The organism is Novosphingobium sp. PhB165, from assembly GCF_004341845.1.
GTDB lineage: Bacteria > Pseudomonadota > Alphaproteobacteria > Sphingomonadales > Sphingomonadaceae > Novosphingobium.
Genome location: NZ_SLVB01000001.1, coordinates 417,432 through 436,969, shown reverse-complemented (window position 1 = coordinate 436,969; position 19,538 = coordinate 417,432). Strand labels below are relative to the sequence as shown.

Here is a 19,538-nt window from a genome sequence, read left to right as displayed (position 1 = left end):
CATGATCAGTCCTTCCAGTCCGGGAACTTGCTCTGCCGCTCACGGATCGCCTGTTCCGCCTGTTCCTCAAGGTGCCAGGGCAGTTCCTCGAAGACGTCCTCGAACATGGTGTGAAACGGATGGTGCATGCCGTGGCCGAGGATGCCGTTCTTCTCGGCCTCCTTGGTGGCGGCCTTCACCTGTTCGGCGGCATCGCGGTCCATCTCGACATGCTGCTCCTCGGACCATTCGCCCAAGGCAATCAGATGCTTCTTCAGACGCATGATCGGATCGCCCAGCGGCCATTCCTCACGCTCATGCGCGGAGCGATAGGCCGTGGGATCGTCCGAGGTGGAGTGCCCCTCGGCGCGATAGGTGAAGTGCTCGATCAGCGTCGGCCCCTGGTTGGAGCGGGCACGGTTGGCAGCCCATTCCATCGCGGCATAGACCGCCAGGATGTCGTTGCCGTCCACCCGCAGGCCGGCGATTCCGTAGCCTGTGGCGCGTGCGGCAAAGGTGGTGCGCTCCGCCCCGGCAAAGCCCGAGAAGCTGGAAATCGCCCACTGGTTGTTGACGACATTGAGCACGACCGGCGCGTTGTAGACCGCCGCGAAGGTCATCGCCGCGTGGAAATCGCCTTCCGCGCTGGAGCCTTCGCCCACGAAGCTGGTGGCGATGCGGGTATCGCCCTTGATCGCGCTGGCCATCGCCCAGCCCACCGCCTGCGGGAACTGCGTGGCCAGATTGCCGGAGATCGAGAAGAAGCCGTAGTCCTTGGCCGAATACATGATCGGCAACTGGCGGCCCTTCAACGGGTCGGCGCGGTTGGAGTAGATCTGGTTGACCATCTCCACCAGCGGGTAGCCGCGCGCGATCAGGATGCCCTGCTGGCGGTAGCTGGGGAACACCATGTCGTCGAAGGCAAGCGCATGGGCGCAGGCGATCGAGACCGCCTCCTCGCCCGTGGACTTCATGTAGAAGCTGGTCTTGCCCTGCCGCTGCCCGCGATACATGCGATCGTCGAAAGCGCGGGTCAGCGCCATCGAGGCCAGCATGCGGCGCATCGTCTCGGGATCGAGATTGGGATTCCACGCGCCCACCGCCGCGTCGTTCTCATCGAGAACGCGGATCAGGTCGAGCGTCAGCGGCCATGTCTCGCTGGCGGCGCAACCCTCGTCGGGGCGCGCCAGTTTGCCGGCCGTAGGAATTTCCAGATGGGTATAGTCGACCGGATCACCGGGCCGGAACTTCGGCTCGGGGACATAGAGATCGAGGGGCGGCAGGTTGCCGCGCGACTTGCCTGCTCGTGTCGGGCCTAGGGCCATCTTTGCGTCCTCTCCCGCTTAAATCGGGCCGTGGAACGCGAAACGACGCTGAAAACAGCGATCAACAGCGCGTTTCAAAATTCCACGGTCAGGTCACAATATTTCAACCATGAGTAATGTCAATACAAAGGCGATCCATCGCGCATGCGGTGCGTCAGACCGCTACAGGGGCTGAAATGTGCCCCTGCGGCGCATAGCCGGAGACGGTGAAATCCTCGATCCGGTAGTCGAAAATCGAATCGGGACGCCTCGCGATCTCCAGCCGCGCCTCGCCCGACGGCGTGCGCGAAAGCTGCTCTTCGACGAGGCTTGCGTGGTTCAGATAGAGATGCACGTCCCCGCCCATCCAGACCGCCTCGCCCGGCTCAAGATCGCACTGCTGCGCGAACATGCGCGTCAGCAGCGCCAGCGACCACATGTTGAAAGCAAACCCGAGGCCGAGATCGCAGCTCCGCTGGTATAGAATGCACGAGAGGCGGCCATTGGCGACATGGAACTGATAGGTCTTGTGGCACGGCGGCAGCGCCATGGCGTCGAGTTCGGCGACGTTCCAGCCTTCGATGATATGGCGGCGGCTGCCGGGATTCGCCCGCAAGCTGGCGATCACCTCGGCCACCTGGTTCACGCCCTGTGCGCGCTTGCGATAGAGGCCGTCGCCCGCCGGCTCATAGACCGGCCAGTCCACCCACTGCTTGCCGTAGACCGGGCCGAGATCGCCCCACTCGGCGGCAAAGCCCTCGTCCTCGACGATCCGGCGCGAGAAATCGGCGCGCGCGATGTCCTCACCGGTGGCCTTACGATAGCGATCCAGCGGCCAGTCGGTCCAGATCTCCACGCCTTGCGCGCAGAGCGGGCGGATATTGGTCTCGCCGGTCAGGAACCAAAGCATCTCGCGGCTCGCGGTTTTCCAGAAGACGCGCTTGGTGGTGAGCAGCGGCATCTGCCCGCCCGAGAGATCGAAACGGATCGTCGCGCCGCAGATCGAGCGCGTGCCGATGCCAGTACGGTCGACGCGCTCGTCGCCGTGCTCCCAGATTTGCCGCATCAGATCGAGGTACTGCCATTCCCAGTGACGGTCGCGGCCTTGCGAGGGGGCAATGGTGCTGGCGGTTTCGAGCAGGCTTTCGGTCATGTCCAAGACCTAGCCCTCCACGCAGCGAAGGGAAAGGGCGCGCCGCACGCGTAGAAGCCAGACAGCAAAAAACCCAGCGTTTCCGCTGGGTTTTACTTGCTCATCCGAAGATGAAATGGTCGGGGAAAGAGGATTCGAACCTCCGGCCCCTGCCTCCCGAAGACAGTGCTCTACCAGGCTGAGCTATTCCCCGACCGGAGGGCGTTCCGAAGAGCGCCCGGGGCAGGAGGGCGCCTATAGAGAGCGATTCTGTGGGTGGCAAGGGGCGAAAATCGCTTTTCGTGAAGCTTGGCGATTTGAGGGTGTGGACAACTTCGCCCCCGCCCTGCCCCACTGCCCGAAACGCTAGGAAATGCGAGGGTTCGTCGCTCTGCGCGGGCTGAATTGAAATGCAGTGGAGGGCTGAAAACCCGCCATCGCGGCCCATTCGTCGATGACGGGAACGCGCAGAATCACCGGCACGCCGACTTGATTCGGTCGCAGAAAAGGCGGCTTTCGGCGTGGATCAGCCCGGCTTGCGGACTTCGGGGCGGCCGTCGGGCAGGCTCAGGCCCTCAAGCTGCTTGTCGGTGAGATTTTCCACGAAGGCGGGCGAAAGCTTGCGTTCAAGGCGGCGGCACATATCCGCATGCTTGATCAGCCCTTGCGAAGCAGAGCGCAAAGCGTTCCGATCCAGCTCGGCATCGCCCGAGAGCCAGTCGCGCACTTCCTTCTCGGAAATTCCCATAAAGCGCGCCATCGCACGCTGTCCGCCGACTGCGTCGACTGCCTGAGCAAAGATGGCGAGCTGGATTTCCGGTTTCTGGGACATGGCAGAGGCCATCACAGGGCGCCGGAGCCAAGTCAATTGCGCCCTCCCCGGCTTTCTCTCTGGCCGCTTATCCGCCGCGCAGCAGTTGCACGCCCCAGTCACGCTCAAAGAGATAGAGCAGCAGACGCGCCGCCTCGCCGCGCGGGCCGGTAAGGCCGCCGTCGCGCTCGATCAGCAGCCGTGCATCATCGTGGGCGAGCGGAAGCAGCTTGGTGATCTGGTCGAGGCTGGCGATGCGGAACGGCGTATCGCCCGACTGGCGCGTGCCGAGCAGTTCACCGCCCCCGCGCAGTTGCAGGTCTTCCTCTGCCAGCCGGAAGCCGTCCTGAGTCTCGCGCATCAGGGCAAGGCGCTGGCGCGCGGTTTCGCTGAGTTGCTGGCCGCGCAGCAGCAGGCAAGTCGATTTCTCGCTGCCGCGTCCCACGCGCCCGCGCAGCTGGTGGAGCTGGGCAAGGCCGAAGCGTTCCGCCTGCTCGATCACCATCAGCGTGGCGTTCGGCACATCGACGCCGACCTCGATCACCGTCGTCGCCACCAGCACCGATGCCTCGCCGCTGGCGAAGCGCTCCATGCCGGCATCCTTTGCTTCAGGCTTGAGCTGCCCGTGAACGAGCACCACGGTATCCCCGAAGCGCTCCTTCAGCGTCGCGTAACGCGCTTCGGCGGCGGCAAGGTCGTCATTCTCGCTCTCGCTGACCATCGGGCAGACCCAATAGGCCTGCTGCCCGGTCTCGATATGCCGGGCGATCGCGCCGACCACATCGCCCATGCGCTCCACCGAAACGACGCGCGTGTCGATCGCCTGACGGCCCGGCGGCAGTTCGTCGAGCTTGGAGACTTCCATCTCCCCATATTGGGCCAGCGTCAGCGTGCGCGGGATCGGCGTGGCGGTCATAGCCAGGGTATGCGGCGTGCGCCGCCCCTTGCGCGCGAGCATCAGGCGCTGGCCGACGCCGAAGCGGTGCTGCTCGTCGATCACCACCAGCGCGAGATTGCGGTAGGACACGGTATCCTGAAAAATCGCGTGGGTGCCGACGACGATATCAATGGAGCCGTCCACCAGCCCCATCAGGATGGCCTCGCGCGCCTTGCCCTTGTCGCGCCCGGTCAGCAGCGCGATCTCCACGCCCGTACCCTGAAGCATGCGTGCCAGCGTTTCGTAATGCTGACGGGCGAGAATCTCGGTGGGCGCCAGCAGCGCGGCCTGCGCGCCGGCTTCCACCGCGATCAGCATGGCGTTGAGCGCCACCACCGTCTTGCCCGCGCCGACATCACCCTGAAGCAGCCGCAGCATCGGCGCCTGCTGGACCACGTCGCCCTCGATCTCCGCGATGGAGCGCTTTTGCGCGCCGGTCAGCGCAAATGGCAGCTTGAGCTTGGCCCGCAGCGAGCCATCGCCCTTGAGCGGCGTACCGGACTGCCGGCGGTTGCTTTCGCGCACCAGCATCAGCGCCAGCGCGTTCGCGAGCAGTTCGTCATAGGCCAGCCGGTCGCGCGCCGGGGCATTGACGCCGCGATGCGCCTCGACCACCGCCTCGCGCCAGACCGGCCACTTCATCTTCGCGTAAAGGCTGGGTTCGATCCATTCGGCCAGCTCGGGCAGAGCCTTGAGCGCCTGCTGGACAAGGCTGGCTACGCGCCCCTGCGTCAGCCCTTCGGACAGCGGATAGACCGCCTCGCAAAGCTGGCCGACCGGCGCGGCGCTGTCTTCCGAGATATGCTCGGGATGCACCATCTGGAGCATCTGGCCATATTGGTCGAGCCGCCCGGCCACCCAGCGCGTCTCGCCCACCGGCAGCTGCTTCTTCGCGGTGTAGGAGGCGCGGCCGAAATAGGTGATCGTGCAGACATTCCCGGTCACATCCTCGGCCAGCACGCGGAACGGCCCGCGCCCAGAGGAGGCGCGATGCTCGCGCACGGTAAGCTGGACGATCACGTTCTCGCCCACGCTCGCCTCGTCGAGGTTGGAGACGGCGCGTCGCTCCACGAAACGGTCGGGCAAGTGATAGATCAGGTCGCGCATCCGCGTCAGCCCGAGCTTTTCGAGCGGACGCTTGAGCTTGGGGCCCACGCCGTCGAGGGAATCGGTCTCGGTGAACAGGCAATTCAGAGCTTCGGGCCGCATGGCCAGCCTCTTAGCGCGAGTGCAATGCGTTTCACCAGACCATCGGGGAACGGATTTGCACACAGGCACGTTGGCTTGTGCACCCTCAGCACCCAGCACAGGAGAGATGTATGCTTCTTCCGCATGGAACCGTGTTCGCGATCGTCGATGGCGAGAACTTCGAACTCTATCGCAATTCCGGCCGCGAAGGCGCCCCGCGTCTCACCTCGCTCGATGCGCCGGAACTCGAAGCGACGAACTTCAGCGCGGGTTTTCGCCGTCATGACGCGCCGAAGCGGCATCAAGCCCGCACCGGGGACGGCAGTAACGATGCCCTGGACGAAAGCGCCCATGCCGCTGCCGTGGCAGGCTGGCTCAACCAGCAGGTCCTGGACCGAGAGATCGCGCAACTGGTGATCGTGGCCGACCCTCGCTCGCTGGGCGAGATGCGGCGGCACTATCACAAGGAACTGAAGGACGCCCTGATTACCGAAGTGCCGAAGAATCTGGCAGGCCGCCCAAGTGACGAGATCATCAAGGTGATCCAGCGCTAGGCGCCGGCGCACCCTTCCTGCTCCGTCACCCTGAACTTGTTTCAGGGTCCATCTCGCCGATCAAACGGCGGTGTTATCGGCAGGATGGACCCTGAAACAAGTTCAGGGTGACGGGGGTTAGGTTTTGCCGAGGGCACGTCTATAGCGCACTAGAGCCCAAAAACTTGCCCATGACAGCGCCGCATTGTAACGGCGCGGTCATGACCGAAATTTCGCCTCAGACCGCACAGCGCTTCGCCCGTTTGAAGTTTCGCGCCTGGCATCGCGGCACGCGCGAGGCCGATTACATGATCGGCTGCTACTTCGATCGCTTCCACACCGAATGGTCGGACACCGACATCGACCTGTTCGAGAAGATGATCGAGGAAGAAGACGTCGACATCATGGCCTGGGCACTCGGCACCCAGAGCATTCCCGAAGAATATCGCGGCCCGCTGTTGGACCGCATGATGAAGCTCGATTACGTCGAGATTCCACGCTGATGCTGCGATCCCTCGGCAAGCCCGGGACTCGGCATGAGCGGAGGATGACGCAATTTCCCAAACCCGCTCAGCCTGAGCTTGCCGAAGGCCCCGCACGCGCCGCATGACCGACTTTCAACGCATCCTCTCGGCCCGTTCACCGCTCACTCTTGCCTCGGTCACGCGCGGGGCGCAGCCGCTGGTCATGGCGGATCTGGCCCGCGCGGCAAAAGGCCGGGCGGTGTTCATCGCCGACAACGAAAGCGCGATGCGCGCCGTTGCCGATGCCGCGCAGTTCTTCGCGCCCGAGCTGGATGTCGTCGAATTTCCCGCGTGGGACTGCCTTCCCTACGACCGCGCAAGCCCCGCCCTTTCGGTCAGCGCCCGCCGTCTCGCCGCGCTCCACCGGCTCCAGCAGAAGCGTAGCGGCCCGCAGCTTCTGGTCACGACCGCCAATGCCGTGCTCCAGCGCGTACTTACGCCGTTCCGCATTCGCGAATCGGTGCGTCTGCTCAAGCCCGGCATGGAAGTGGGGCATGAAAGCCTGATCGCGCTGCTGCGCCGCCAAGGCTATCAGCGCAGCGACACCGCCATCGACGCGGGCGAGTTCGCCGTACGCGGTTCGATCTTCGATATCGTCCCCTCTGGCCTCGACGGCGGTTTACGGCTCGACTTCTTCGGAGACGAACTCGAAACGCTGCGCCTGTTCGACACCGGCACCCAGCGCTCCACCGGCACCATCCCTGAACACCTGCTGCTCCCCGCGAGCGAAGCGCTGATCGACGACGACAGCGTCAAGCGCTTCCGCAGCCGTTATCGCGAGATGTTCGGCGCCAATGCCACGGCGGACCCGCTCTATCAGGCCGTCAGCGACGGCCGCCGCCTTGCGGGCATGGAACACTGGCTGCCGCTGTTCGAGGACCGACTGGTCACCCTGTTCGATCACCTTTCGGACGACGACCTGCTGGTGATCGACAGCGCCGCGCTGGGCGCCACCGACGAGCGCTTCACCGACATTGCGGACTATCACAAGGCCCGCCTCGAAACCTCGGGCCAGAAGGCGGGATCGTACCGCCCGCTGGCCATCGATGCGCTCTATCTGGAGCGCGCGGAGTTCGAGCAGGCCGTGGCCGCCTTCCCGGTCCACCGCGCCGATCCTTTCGCGCAGCCGGAAACCAAGACGGTCATCGACTTCGGCTTCGGCAATGCCCGCGACTTCACGCCCGAGCGCGCGCGCGGCGACAATGCTTACGAGGCTGCCGCCAAGCATCTGCATGCCGTCGCCAAGTCCGGTCGCAAGGCTATCCTCGCCGCCTATTCCACCGGCAGTCGCGCCCGCCTTGTCTCGATCCTTGGCGAAGCACAGGGGCCCGAGCCCAAGCTGGCGGACACTTGGCAGGAAGCGCTCGGCCTTGCCGTACAGGGGCGCTCCGCCGCGCTGGTGCTGCCGCTGGAAACCGGCTTCACCAACGATGCCGTCGAAGTCGTCACCGAGCAGGACATTCTGGGCGACCGCCTTGTCCGCCGGAAGAAAAAGAAGAAGGATTCCGACGCCTTCCTCGCCGAACTGGCGGCGCTGACGCCCGGCGACCTGATCGTCCACATGGACCACGGCATCGGCCGCTACGAAGGCCTCCAGTCGATCCCGGTGGGCCAGAGCCCGCACGACTGCGTGATGCTGACCTATGCGGGCGGCGACAAGCTCTACATCCCGGTCGAGAACCTCGACGTGCTTTCGCGCTACGGCAGCGAGAGCGAAGGCGTCGCGCTCGACAAGCTGGGCGGCGAGGCATGGCAGAAGCGCCGCGCCAAGCTGAAGGAACGCATCCGCGAGATCGCGGGCGAACTGATGAAGACCGCTGCCGAGCGCGCCTTGCGCACCGCGCCCGCGCTCATCGCCGAGAAATCCTCCTACGACCAGTTCGTCGACCGCTTCCCCTGGCAGGAAACCGAGGATCAGGAACACGCCATCGAAGACGTGCTGGGCGATCTGGCCGAAGGCAAGCCGATGGACCGCCTCGTCTGCGGCGATGTCGGCTTCGGCAAGACCGAGGTGGCCCTGCGTGCGGCCTTCGTGGCTGCCATGGCGGGTCAGCAGGTTGCCGTCGTCGCGCCGACCACACTGCTCGCGCGCCAGCACTATTCCGGTTTTGCCGACCGCTTCGCCGGGTTCCCGCTGGAAGTCGGCCGCCTCTCGCGCCTCGTGCCCGAGAAGGAAGCCAAGGCCACCCGCGAAGGGCTGACCGCTGGCACCATGGACGTGGTCTGCGGCACCCATGCGATCCTTTCGAAATCGGTGAACTTCAAACGCCTCGGCCTCGTCATCGTCGACGAGGAGCAGCGCTTCGGCGTCAACCACAAGGAGCGCCTGAAGCAGCTTCGCGCCGACGTTCACGTGCTGACGCTCACCGCCACGCCGATCCCGCGCACGCTCCAGATGGCGATGAGCGGCCTGCGCGAACTCTCCACCATCCAGACCCCGCCGGTCGACCGCCTCGCGGTGCGGACTTACGTGATGGAATGGGACGAGATGGTCATGCGCGAGGCCCTGCTGCGCGAACACCATCGCGGCGGCCAGAGCTTCATCGTCGTGCCCCGCATCTCCGACATGGCGGAAATCGAGGAATGGCTCGCCAAGCACGTTCCCGAGGTCAAGTGCATCACCGCCCATGGCCAGATGAGCGCGGGCGAAGTGGAAGAGCGGATGAGCGCCTTCTACGAGGGCAAGTACGAGGTCCTGCTTTCGACCACGATCGTCGAATCGGGCCTCGACATTCCGCGCGCCAACACCATCATCATCCACCGGGCAGACCGTTTCGGCCTAGCTCAGCTCTACCAGCTGCGCGGCCGCGTCGGCCGTTCGAAGCTGCGCGCCTATGCCTACCTGACGACGCCTGCGGGCCGCGCGCTTTCCGAAGTCGCGGAAAAGCGGCTGAAGGTCCTGGGCGACCTCGATTCGCTGGGCGCGGGCTTCCAGCTTGCCAGCCACGACCTCGACATTCGCGGTGCCGGCAACCTGCTGGGCGACGAGCAATCGGGCCATATCCGCGAGGTCGGCTTCGAACTCTACCAGTCGATGCTGGAGGATGCGATCCTCGCCGCCCGCGCGGGCGGTGTCGGGCTGGAGAAGGACACTTCGGGCCTAAGCCCGCAGATCACTGTCGATGCGCCGATCATGATCCCGGAGGAATATGTCCCGGATCTGGCGGTGCGGATGGCGCTCTATCGCCGCCTCAACGACGCCGAGGGCAAGGACGAGATCGAATCGCTCTCCGCCGAGATGATCGACCGCTTCGGACCGCTGCCGCCGGCGACAGCGAACCTTGTGAAGCTCATCCAGATCAAGCGGCAGGCCATCGAGGCGCATATCGCCAAGATCGACGTGGGGCCGCGCGGCACACTCGTCAGCTTCCACAACGACAGTTTCCCGAACCCGGTCGGCCTGATCGCCTATGCCGAGCGGCTTCAGGGCACGGTCAAGCTGCGACCGGACAACAAGCTGGTCCTGACGCGCGCGTGGGGCGATCCCAAGTCGCGGCTCAATGGCTTGCTGCAGCTGACCAAGGGGCTGAGCGCGGTGGCACGCAAGGCGGCGTAATCGCCCCGCCGAGGCCCGTTACTGCGAAGCCCGCGCCAACTTCGCGAACATCGCCACGCTCATCGGCTGCGCACGCAGGAAGCCCTGAAAATAGGCGCAGCCCTCGCGCGCGGCGACCTTGCGCTGGGCTTCTTCCTCGATTCCCTCGGCAATCACTTCCAGATCCAGCGCCTTCGCCATGGCAACGATCGCGCGCAGCACGGCCACGTCTCGCCGATCGGTCGCCACGCCGTCGATCATCGAACGGTCGAGCTTCAGGTAATGGATCGGCAGGACCTTCAGGTAGCGGAAGTTGCAGAACCCCGCCCCGAAGTCATCGAGCGCAATGCGGATTCCCTGCGCCGAAAACTCCGCCATGATCTGCGCGGCCTGCGCGATATCGCCGATCAGCGCCTGCTCGGTCACTTCCAGCGTGAGGCGGCGCGGCGCAAAACCGCTGGCGCGCACAAGGTCGAGCATCTGGCGCGTATAGTTGCCGAAAGCGAGATCGGCCGGGGTGACATTGATCGAGAGGCGCAGATCGCCCGGCCAGTCGCCTGCAATCGCCAGCGCCTTGGCAGCGATATGGCGCGAAAGCGGCGCGACATGGTCGGCCCGCTCGGCAATGGCGAACAAAGCACCGGCGCCGATACGGCCAAGCTGCGGATGGTTCCACCGCGCCAGCGCCTCGGCGCCCGTGAGCCGGTCATCGACAAGACTGAACTGCGGCTGGAACAGGATCTCGATCTCGTCCCGGTCGATGGCACCGAGCAGGTCCGCTTCCAGCTGCGCGGCGGAATGGCCCGGCGGGCTCACCTCGCCATCGGCCCAGGCGAGCCGGGTGCCCTGCTGGTCGCGCGCATCCTCCAGCGCATGGCCGAGTCGGTCGAGCATCGAATCGACGCCCTCTTCGGCCAGCGCCCGCACCAGCGCGATGCGCGGCGAGAGGCGCAGCACACCCGAACGCACCGTCATCGGCCGCGCCACCGCCTCGGCCAGCTGATCGGCCACAAGTTGCCAGCGCTCGCGGCTGCACGCCTCATTCGCCACAAGCACGAAGGAACCGCCGCCCGCCCGCGCCAGCAGCCAGTGGCCATCGAGTTCCTCACCGGCGAAATGGGCGATGCGGTTGGCGACTTCGGCGAGCGCACCGTCACCGGTATCGGCGCCATAAGCCATATTGATCGCATCGAGTCGGCGCAGGCCCAGCAGCATCGCATGGATGTGGGCGCCCTCCGATTCGCCGCCCGAACGCCAGGCATCGACGCGCTCACGCACGGCTTCGAGCCCGGGAATCCCGGTCAACCTGTCTTCAAGTGCCCGGGCTTTGCCCTGCGACGCCCCATCCCTTCTCGAACCCATGACCGCCTCCTTAGCCCAAGCCCCTTGCCAAAGCCCTCAAAATTCGAAAGGTCCCCGACGAAGAGACGGAGGCGCGACGGTCGCGCCTTTGAGGAATTGAAAATGAGCGACGAACCCAAGCTGGCTCTCATCGTCTCGGACACCGCCAAGGCGCAGGAAGGCGCCGAGGCCCTCCGCGACTCGCATGCCTGGACCTCGCCCGAGGACGCCGACGTGCTGGTGGTGCTGGGCGGCGACGGCTTCCTGCTCCACGTGCTGCACGAGATGCTGGACCGCGATACGATCAAGCCGGTCTACGGCATGAATCTAGGCACCGTGGGCTTCCTGATGAACGGGCCGCACGATCACATCCCGATCCTGCATCGCGTCATGGAAGCGCACCGCGTTCCCGTTGCGCCGTTGCAGATGCATGCGGTGAGCCACGACGGGCGGGAATTCAATTTCTACGCGATCAACGAAGTCTCGCTGCTGCGCGAGACGCGCCAGACCGCCAAGCTGGAAGTCCGCATCAACGGCCGCGTGCGTATGGACGAACTGGTGGGCGACGGCGTGCTGCTGGCAACGCCGGTCGGCTCCACCGCCTACAACCTCTCCGCCAATGGCCCGATCCTGCCGCTGGGCGCGCGCATGCTGGCGCTGACGCCGCTGAGCCCGTTCCGCCCGCGCCGGTGGAAAGGCGCGATCCTGCCCGAAAGCGCCGAAGTCGAATTCCACATCCGCGAACCCGGCAAGCGCCCGGTCGCCGCCGTTGCCGATCAAAAGGAAGTGCGCGACGTGAAATCGGTGCGAATCCGGGCCTCGTGCGAGAAGGAGCTGACCCTGCTGTTCGACCCCGGCTTCACGCTGGAAGAACGGATTTTCGCCGAACAGTTCCAGGTCTGAATCCGCGCCGGGAACCACGCTATTCCGCCAGCTTGCGTGCGAGAACAGGTGCTGTGGAAAAATTTTCGTAATGTTTTGGTCAAAGTCAGGGTTGCCAATCCCGATGGCGCTGTTATAGGCGCACCCCTGCCCGCCGGTGGAGACACTGATAGGCCGGTCCCCGATAGCTCAGCGGTAGAGCATTCGACTGTTAATCGAATGGCCGTAGGTTCGAATCCTACTCGGGGAGCCACTTCTTTCTGAAGGGTTCGAAGCGGTGTCCAGGCACCGGAAGCAACTCTTCCGCCCGACGGTGGAAACACCGACAGGCTGTTCCCCGATAGCTCAGCGGTAGAGCATTCGACTGTTAATCGAATGGCCGTAGGTTCGAATCCTACTCGGGGAGCCACCTCCCTTCGCCCCAGCGCGGCTATCCATCCCATCCTGCCTTACTGACACGACCGGAACGCGTTCCGGCGCTTCCCCTTTGCTCCAACGACCGTCGATCCGCTTGTCCGGCAAGTGGCGAGACCGCATCCGTGCGGCAGCCGGGCAGCGTTGACATACCGCCCTCCGCCTCTATGCAACCTGCTACTGCAAATCACTCTCATTAGCATAGGAGCATATACGTGATCGTCACGCAGGGGAACGGGCAAGACCGGGGCAAGCATCGCCGCGCCATTCGAAAGACAATTCTCACGGGAGCCTCGCGCCTTGCCCTGATCGGGCTGGCCGGAGCCACTTTCGCGCCGACCGCCTGGGCTGACGATGCCGATGCCAAACCGCGCGCCGACGACATCATCGTGACCGGCTCCGTGCCCGAGGATTACGTTGTTGCCGGCCAGTCCAGCAGCACCCGTCTCGACTTGTCGCTGCGTGAAACGCCGCAGGCGGTGACGGTCATCACGCGCGCGCAGATCGAGGATTTCGGCCTCAACACCGTCGATGACCTGCTGCGGCGCGCCACCGGCGTGAATGTCGACAGCGCCGAGACGGATCGCACCTATTACAACGCGCGCGGCTTCGACATCGTCAACTTCCAGTTCGACGGCATCGGCCAGCCGCTCAGCTACGGGCTCCAGAACGGGCAGATCGACACGTCGCTGTTCGAACGAGTCGACATCGTGCGCGGCGCCACCGGCCTGCTTTCGCAGACGGGCAATCCCTCCGCCGCGATCAACTTCATTCGCAAGCGCCCTACCAAGGAACTGGGCGGCGATGCCAGCCTCAGCTACGGCTCCTATGACGAAGTACGCGGCAGTGTGGACGTCAACACCCCGCTGACCGAAGACGGCTCCATCCGGACGCGCTTCGTCGGCTCCTACGAGAACGCCGATTCCTATCTCGATTTCTACCACACCTCGCGCCTGACGCTTTACGGCGTGGCCGCTGCTGACCTCGGACCCGATACCGTCGCCACCGTCGGCTACTCATGGCAGGAGAGCGATCCGCGCGGGGTAAGCTGGGGCGCCCTGCCCTTCACCTATGCCGATGGCACGCCAGCGACCTATCCGCGCTCGACCAATTCGGCGCAGCCCTGGACGCGCTGGTATTCGCTCGACCGCAATCTGTTCGGCGATATCACCCTTGATTTCGGCGACGGCTGGACCGGCAAGGTCTCCGTCCTGCGCCGCGCGCGCAATCAGGACTCCAAGCTGTTCTACGTCTATTACGGCGAAGACGGCGAACTGGCCGCCTACCCCGGGGCCTATCTCGACAAGCTGCGCGAAACGACGATCGACGCGAACGTCACCGGCAAAGTCAGGATCGCCGGCCGCGAGCACGACGTGGTGCTGGGCGTCAATTACGGCGTATCGCAGTTGGTCGAGCAGGAATCGGTCGATGCCGACGCCATCGGCGCGGCCCTCCCCGGCAACAGCGCCTTCGAAGGCACATTCCCCTATCCGAACTGGGGCCCCTACACCCCGCAGGCCGACTTCACGACGAAGATCGCCAGCGCCTATGGCCTCGTCCGCCTCTCGCTGGCCGATCCGCTCAAGCTCATGCTGGGCGGCAACGTGACCAATGCCCGGCGCGACGGCACGTCCTACGACACCCCCTATTCCTTCGATAAAACCAAGTTCCTGCCATTCGCGGGCCTGACGCTGGACCTGACCGGCAACATCACGGCCTATGCCAGCTATGCCACGATCTTCAGCCCGCAAGTCTATCTGACCGCCGATCATTCGATCATCGCCCCGCTTCAGGGCAAGACGTATGAAGCCGGCGTCAAGGGCGAGTGGAACGGCGGCAAGCTGACCGCCGCCGTCGCGGTGTTCCGGACGAAGGAAGACAACGTCGCCGAATCGATCGGCTTCGATCCCACACTTGGCCAGACGCTCTACGACGGTGTCGATGCCAAGTCGCAAGGCGTGGAGGTCGACGTGGCCGGCGAAGTGCTTCCGGGCTTCCAGGTCTCCGGCGGCTATGCCTATGTCGACATCGAGGACACGGACGGCAACAACGCCCGCGCCTTCATCCCGCGTCACACGGCCCACCTCAATGCCACCTACACGCCGCGCTTTCTCGAAGCCCTGCGCCTAGGCGCCTCGGCGCGCTACCAGAGCCGGATCCACAACGACTATACCGAGCAGGACGGCTACGCGATCGTCGACCTCATGGCGCGTTACCAGGTCACCCGGAACGTTTCCGTGGCGGTCAATCTCGATAACCTGACCAACGTGAAGTACTGGACCAGCCTGCAATGGGATCAGGCCTACTACGGCGCGCCGCGCACCGTTCGCGGCACGCTGGGTGTAAGCTTCTGACATAAAAAGAGGCCGCGGCACCCGAGCCGCGGCCTCCTTCCTGTTTCCAGCGATGGCGGTCGTTGCAGAGTTGCAGCGACCGCCATTTCCATGTGCGTCAGGCGAGCGCGCCGTGGCAGTGCTTGTACTTGTTGCCCGAACCACAGGGGCACGGGGCGTTGCGGCTGATCGGCAGGTCCGCATAGGGATTCTCGCCCGAGGCACCGGGGCCGACACCCGCCTGCGGGCTGCCCGCCAGCGAGCCGAACAGTTCGGGCATCAGCGCCGAACCGTCGCCATCGCGCGAATTGTCGATGCCGGTCAGCGGATCGATGTGGCCGGTCAGGAAGTCCGGAAGCTCGGGAAGTTGCACCGGCTCCGGGATCTGGATCTGGCTGACCGAAAGAATGCGCGTCACGTCCTCGCGGATCGTTTCCAGCATGCGCTCGAACAGGCCGAACGCCTCGGTCTTGTACTCGTTGATCGGCGTCTTCTGGGCATAGGCGCGCAGGAACACCACCTGACGCAGCGCGTCGAGCGTGGAGAGGTGTTCCTTCCAGTAATGGTCGATCCGGTCGAGCAGGATCGACTTTTCGACCTGACGCCAGATCGCCGGATCGTCGCGCGACATCTTCTCAGACATCTGCGCTTCGGCCATGGCCGCGATGCGCTCTTCGACCAGTTCGGGGTCGATGCCGTCCTCGTCGATCCAGGCCTCGATCGGCACGTCGAGCGACAGGATCTCGCTCGCCTTGGCCTTGAGCACATCGACGTTCCAGTGCTCGGGATAGGAACCCTGCGGGCAGGTATCGGCGACGATCGCGTTGACGGTGTCATTGCGCATGTCGATCACGACATCGTCGACCGTATCGGCATCCATGATGTCCGAGCGCTGCTCGTAAATCACCTTGCGCTGGTCGTTCATCACGTCGTCGTATTCGACGACCTGCTTGCGCACTTCGTAGTTGCGCGCCTCGACCTTCTTCTGCGCGGTCTCGATGGCCTTGGACAGCCACTTGGAGCCGATCGCCTCGCCATCGGCAAGATTGCTGTTCATCATCTTGGCGAACAGCGTGTCCGGCCCGAAGATGCGCAGCAGGTCATCCTCCAGGCAGAGGTAGAACTTCGAAAGGCCCGGGTCGCCCTGACGGCCCGAACGGCCGCGCAGCTGGTTGTCGATGCGGCGGCTTTCGTGGCGCTCGGTGCCGATGACGCAGAGACCGCCCGCCGCGAGGACGAGACGCTTCTGTTCGGCAACCTCTTCCTTGATCTTGGCGATGGCGGCATCGCGCTCCGGCCCTTCGGCCATTTCGCTCAGCTCGTCCTCAACGCGGAATTCGACGTTGCCGCCCAATTGGATGTCGGTGCCGCGACCGGCCATGTTGGTCGCGATGGTCACGGCGCCGAGGCTGCCCGCCTGCGCCACGATATGCGCTTCCATCTCGTGGAAGCGGGCGTTCAGCACCGAGTGCTTGACGCCTTCCTTGTTGAGGAAGTCCGACAGCAGTTCCGACTTCTCGATCGAAACGGTACCCACCAGCACCGGCTGGCCGATCTCGTTCTTCTCGCGGATCAGCTTGGCGATGGCGCCAAACTTGTCATGCGTATTCTTGTAGAACTCGTCTTCCTCGTCGACGCGCTGGACCGGCACGTTCGTGGGAATGGTGACGACGTTCATCTTGTAGATGTCGTAGAACTCGGCAGCCTCGGTGGCGGCGGTGCCGGTCATGCCCGAAAGCTTCGGGTACATGCGGAAATAGTTCTGGAAGGTAATCGAGGCCAGCGTCTGGTTCTCGGGCTCGATCTTCACGCCTTCCTTGGCCTCGACCGCCTGGTGCAGGCCGTTCGACCAGCGGCGGCCATCCATCATGCGCCCGGTAAACTCGTCGATGATGACGACCTTGCCGTCCTTGACGATGTAATCGGTGTCGCGCTTGAACATGACCACGGCCTTGAGGCTCTGGTCGAGGTGGTGGACCACCTGCGTGTTCTCAACGTCATAGAGGTTCGAGCCGACCAGCAGCCCGGCGGTTTCGAGAATGCGCTCGGCCTTCTCGACGCCGTCCTCGGTCAGCGTGATGTTCTTGGTCTTCTCGTCAGCCTCATAGTCCTCGGGGACCAGCTGCTTCACGATCGCGTCGACGGCGATGTAGAGTTCCGACTTGTCGTCGGTGGGGCCCGAGATGATGAGCGGCGTGCGCGCCTCGTCGATCAGGATCGAGTCGACTTCGTCGACGATGGCGAAGTTGAAGGGGCGCTGCACCATCTGGCCGCGCTCGTGCTTCATGTTATCGCGCAGGTAGTCGAAGCCGAATTCGTTGTTGGTGCCGTACGTGATGTCGGCGCCATAGGCCGCGCGGCGCTCGAATTCGTCGAGGTTGGGCACGATCACGCCGACCGTGAGGCCCAGGAAACCGTGGACGCGGCCCATCTGCTCGGCGTCGCGGCGAGCGAGGTAGTCGTTGACCGTAACGATGTGAACGCCCTTGCCCTCAAGCGCGTTGAGGTAGGTCGCGGTGGTGGCGACGAGCGTCTTGCCTTCACCGGTGCGCATCTCGGCGATCTCGCCGCGATGGAGCACGATGCCGCCGATCAGCTGCACATCGAAGTGGCGCATGCCGAAGACGCGCTTCGACGCCTCGCGCACGGTGGCGAAAGCTTCGGGCAGCAGGTCGTCGAGCGTCTTGCCCTCGGACAGCAAGTGACGGAACTTCGGCGTCTGGGCGGCCAGTTCATCGTCGCTCATCGCCTCCAGAACGGATTCGAAAGCGTTGATTTGCGAGACGATCTTGTCGAGCGACTTGACGTAGCGGTCGTTGGACGAGCCGAAAATGGACTTGGCGAGTGCGCCGAACATGGCGGAAATCCCTGTTTTACATGCTGTTCGTGAATGTCGGAATTGCGCGCCTCCGCCAGTCGCGGGACGCGTGAAAGGTTTTCGCGAAGCTGCGAATGGCGCGTGCGCTTACTCGCGCGCGCGGTCTATCCCGGTCAGGACAGTGGGCACCGCCAGCGAATCCGACACCGCAACGAGCGAGGGAGCATGGCGGCGCGTGTTGCGCAGGCCCGGTTCGGGCAGCTGCGCCAGAGCAACCGGCGCGCGCGGCGCCTTGGCGGCAACGGCCGCCTCGCCCAGCACCACTTGCAGGCTGGCCACCTGTGACGCACGCGCATCGACAGGGCCGATCTGTGCGGCAAGGCCCGTCAACAGGGCCAGCAGGGTAAGGAGCAGGCGATTTGCCATGGCGGATCAGATAGGGGGCGCTTTCGCCGGTGTCCACAACGGAGAGCACCGCGCCCGAATTTCCGCACGGAAGATCGCCGCCGGGCTTGCTTTGCAACCTGAGATTGCAGCGACTCTTGACCTGTCACACGCACGCGCTAGTCGCTTTGCCCATGGCCTATCCCACCTCCCCGCTCGCCTCGCCCTTCCCCGAGATGCCGCCGATCGCCGGCGTGACGCCGCATATCGTGCGTGCCGGGTACAAAGACTGGGGCCGATGCGACCTGACGTATGTGGAGCTGGACGAAGGCACGTCCGTCGCAGGGGTGTTCACCCGGAACCTGTGCTGCTCCAGCGAAGTCGAACTGGGGCGTGACAACGTGAAGCAGGGCCTCGCCCGCGCTCTGGTGGTCAATGCCGGCAATTCCAACGCCTTCACCGGCTATCGCGGCCGCGAGGCGGTGGAACAGATCATGGATCAGGTTGCTGCCCACGTGGGTTGCCCGCGCGAACAGGTCTTCGTCTCTTCGACCGGCGTGATCGGCGTGCCGCTGCCCAAGGACAAGGCCCGCGAAGGCGTGGAGAAGGCCCTCACCGCCGAGCCGTGCTCGTGGGAAGACGTCGCAAACACCATCTCCACCACCGACACGTTCGCCAAGGGTGCGACGGCCACGGCGATGATCGGCGACACCAAGGTGACCATCGCTGCCGTCATCAAAGGCTCGGGCATGATCGCGCCGGACATGGCGACGATGCTCGGCTACATCTTCACCGATGCCGCCGTGGAGCCTGCCTTCCTTCAGGAGTGCCTCTCCGCCGCCAACTTCCGCACGTTCTCCTGCATCACTGTCGATTCGGATACGTCCACCAGCGACACCGTACTGGCCTTCGCCACCAGCAAAGCGGGCAACGCACCGCTGTCCTCCATCGCCTCGCCCGGCGCCCACGCCTTTGCCGCCGCGATCCATGACGTCTGCCGCCAGTTGGCCCACCTCGTCGTGCGCGACGGCGAAGGCGCGCAGAAGTTCATCGAAGTGGCCGTTTCCGGCGCCGTCTCGGACGAGAGCGCCCGTAAGGTCGGCATGGCCATCGCCAACTCGCCGCTGGTGAAGACCGCCATCGCCGGCGAGGACGCCAACTGGGGCCGCGTCGTCATGGCCGTGGGCAAGGCGGGCGAACCGGCCGACCGCGACAAGCTCTCCATCGGCTTCGGCGGCATCTGGGCCGCACGCGAGGGCCTGCCACTTGCCGATTACGACGAAGCCCCCATCGCAGCGCACCTCAAGGGGCAGGACGTGACCATCCAGGTCGACCTCGGCCTTGGCGAAGGCGCCGCCATCGTGTGGACCTGCGATCTGACGCACGGCTACATCTCGATCAACGCCGACTACAGGAGCTGACG

Annotated in this window: 13 protein-coding genes and 3 tRNA genes; 8 read left to right on the top strand and 8 right to left on the bottom strand. The window is 64.7% G+C overall.

From position 1 onward, the window contains the following. Positions 1-5: 5 nt before the first annotated feature. The 5 genes from EDF56_RS02105 to recG all read right to left on the bottom strand — a co-directional run bounded on the left by EDF56_RS02105 (position 6) and on the right by recG (position 5,372). On the bottom strand, positions 6-1,304 hold the full coding sequence (locus tag EDF56_RS02105) for a thiamine pyrophosphate-dependent enzyme (RefSeq protein ID WP_132385072.1): 1,299 nt from the start codon (positions 1,302-1,304) through the stop codon (positions 6-8). Between the two features lie 154 nt (positions 1,305-1,458). After that, the gene (gene thyA / locus EDF56_RS02100; RefSeq protein WP_165912063.1) at positions 1,459-2,436 is read right to left on the bottom strand and encodes a thymidylate synthase; all 978 of its coding nucleotides are present in this window, start codon (positions 2,434-2,436) and stop codon (positions 1,459-1,461) included. 116 nt (positions 2,437-2,552) lie between these two features. Next, positions 2,553-2,629: transfer RNA gene (locus tag EDF56_RS02095), tRNA-Pro, on the bottom strand. A gap of 312 nt (positions 2,630-2,941) precedes the next feature. Beyond that, a complete protein-coding gene (locus EDF56_RS02090) occupies positions 2,942-3,247 on the bottom strand; it encodes a YdaS family helix-turn-helix protein (RefSeq protein ID WP_132385070.1) in 306 nt (101 codons plus the stop codon). A 67-nt stretch (positions 3,248-3,314) separates the two neighbouring features. Further along, complete coding sequence (gene recG, locus EDF56_RS02085; protein WP_132385069.1) at positions 3,315-5,372, bottom strand: ATP-dependent DNA helicase RecG; 2,058 nt, start codon at positions 5,370-5,372, stop codon at positions 3,315-3,317. A 110-nt stretch (positions 5,373-5,482) separates the two neighbouring features. On the opposite strand from recG, the gene EDF56_RS02080 reads away from it, so the two are divergent. From EDF56_RS02080 to mfd, 3 genes are all read left to right on the top strand, one after another. Then, a complete protein-coding gene (locus EDF56_RS02080; protein WP_132385068.1) occupies positions 5,483-5,905 on the top strand; it encodes a host attachment protein in 423 nt (140 codons plus the stop codon). 200 nt (positions 5,906-6,105) lie between these two features. Beyond that, positions 6,106-6,387 carry a succinate dehydrogenase assembly factor 2 gene (locus tag EDF56_RS02075; RefSeq protein ID WP_132385067.1) on the top strand — a complete coding sequence of 94 codons (282 nt, stop codon included), beginning with the start codon at positions 6,106-6,108 and terminating at the stop codon, positions 6,385-6,387. Between the two features lie 103 nt (positions 6,388-6,490). Then, positions 6,491-9,964: a transcription-repair coupling factor gene (gene mfd / locus EDF56_RS02070; RefSeq protein WP_132385066.1), complete on the top strand. Its 3,474-nt coding sequence runs from the start codon at positions 6,491-6,493 to the stop codon at positions 9,962-9,964. An 18-nt stretch (positions 9,965-9,982) separates the two neighbouring features. On the opposite strand, the gene EDF56_RS02065 is transcribed toward mfd, so the two are convergent. Next, positions 9,983-11,248 carry a bifunctional diguanylate cyclase/phosphodiesterase gene (locus tag EDF56_RS02065; RefSeq protein ID WP_243652334.1) on the bottom strand — a complete coding sequence of 422 codons (1,266 nt, stop codon included), beginning with the start codon at positions 11,246-11,248 and terminating at the stop codon, positions 9,983-9,985. A 159-nt stretch (positions 11,249-11,407) separates the two neighbouring features. On the opposite strand from EDF56_RS02065, the gene EDF56_RS02060 reads away from it, so the two are divergent. From EDF56_RS02060 to EDF56_RS02045, 4 genes are all read left to right on the top strand, one after another. Further along, positions 11,408-12,187, top strand: coding sequence for an NAD kinase (locus EDF56_RS02060; protein WP_132385064.1), 780 nt, complete (start codon positions 11,408-11,410; stop codon positions 12,185-12,187). 157 nt (positions 12,188-12,344) lie between these two features. Next, positions 12,345-12,419, top strand: a tRNA-Asn gene (locus EDF56_RS02055). Positions 12,420-12,500: 81 nt separating this feature from the next. After that, positions 12,501-12,575, top strand: a tRNA-Asn gene (locus EDF56_RS02050). Between the two features lie 220 nt (positions 12,576-12,795). Then, entirely contained in the window at positions 12,796-14,934 is a 2,139-nt protein-coding gene (locus EDF56_RS02045) for a TonB-dependent siderophore receptor (RefSeq protein ID WP_165912062.1), read from the top strand. A gap of 97 nt (positions 14,935-15,031) precedes the next feature. Here the strand turns inward: EDF56_RS02045 and secA are convergent, their stop codons facing one another. After that, complete coding sequence (gene secA / locus EDF56_RS02040; RefSeq protein ID WP_132385062.1) at positions 15,032-17,770, bottom strand: preprotein translocase subunit SecA; 2,739 nt, start codon at positions 17,768-17,770, stop codon at positions 15,032-15,034. Positions 17,771-17,878: 108 nt separating this feature from the next. Beyond that, complete coding sequence (locus EDF56_RS02035; protein ID WP_132385061.1) at positions 17,879-18,157, bottom strand: hypothetical protein; 279 nt, start codon at positions 18,155-18,157, stop codon at positions 17,879-17,881. 152 nt (positions 18,158-18,309) lie between these two features. Here EDF56_RS02035 and argJ point away from each other — a divergent pair, with 152 nt between their 5' ends. Continuing rightward, positions 18,310-19,536, top strand: a complete 1,227-nt coding sequence (gene argJ / locus EDF56_RS02030; RefSeq protein WP_132385060.1) for a bifunctional glutamate N-acetyltransferase/amino-acid acetyltransferase ArgJ — start codon at positions 18,310-18,312, stop codon at positions 19,534-19,536. Positions 19,537-19,538 lie beyond the last annotated feature (2 nt).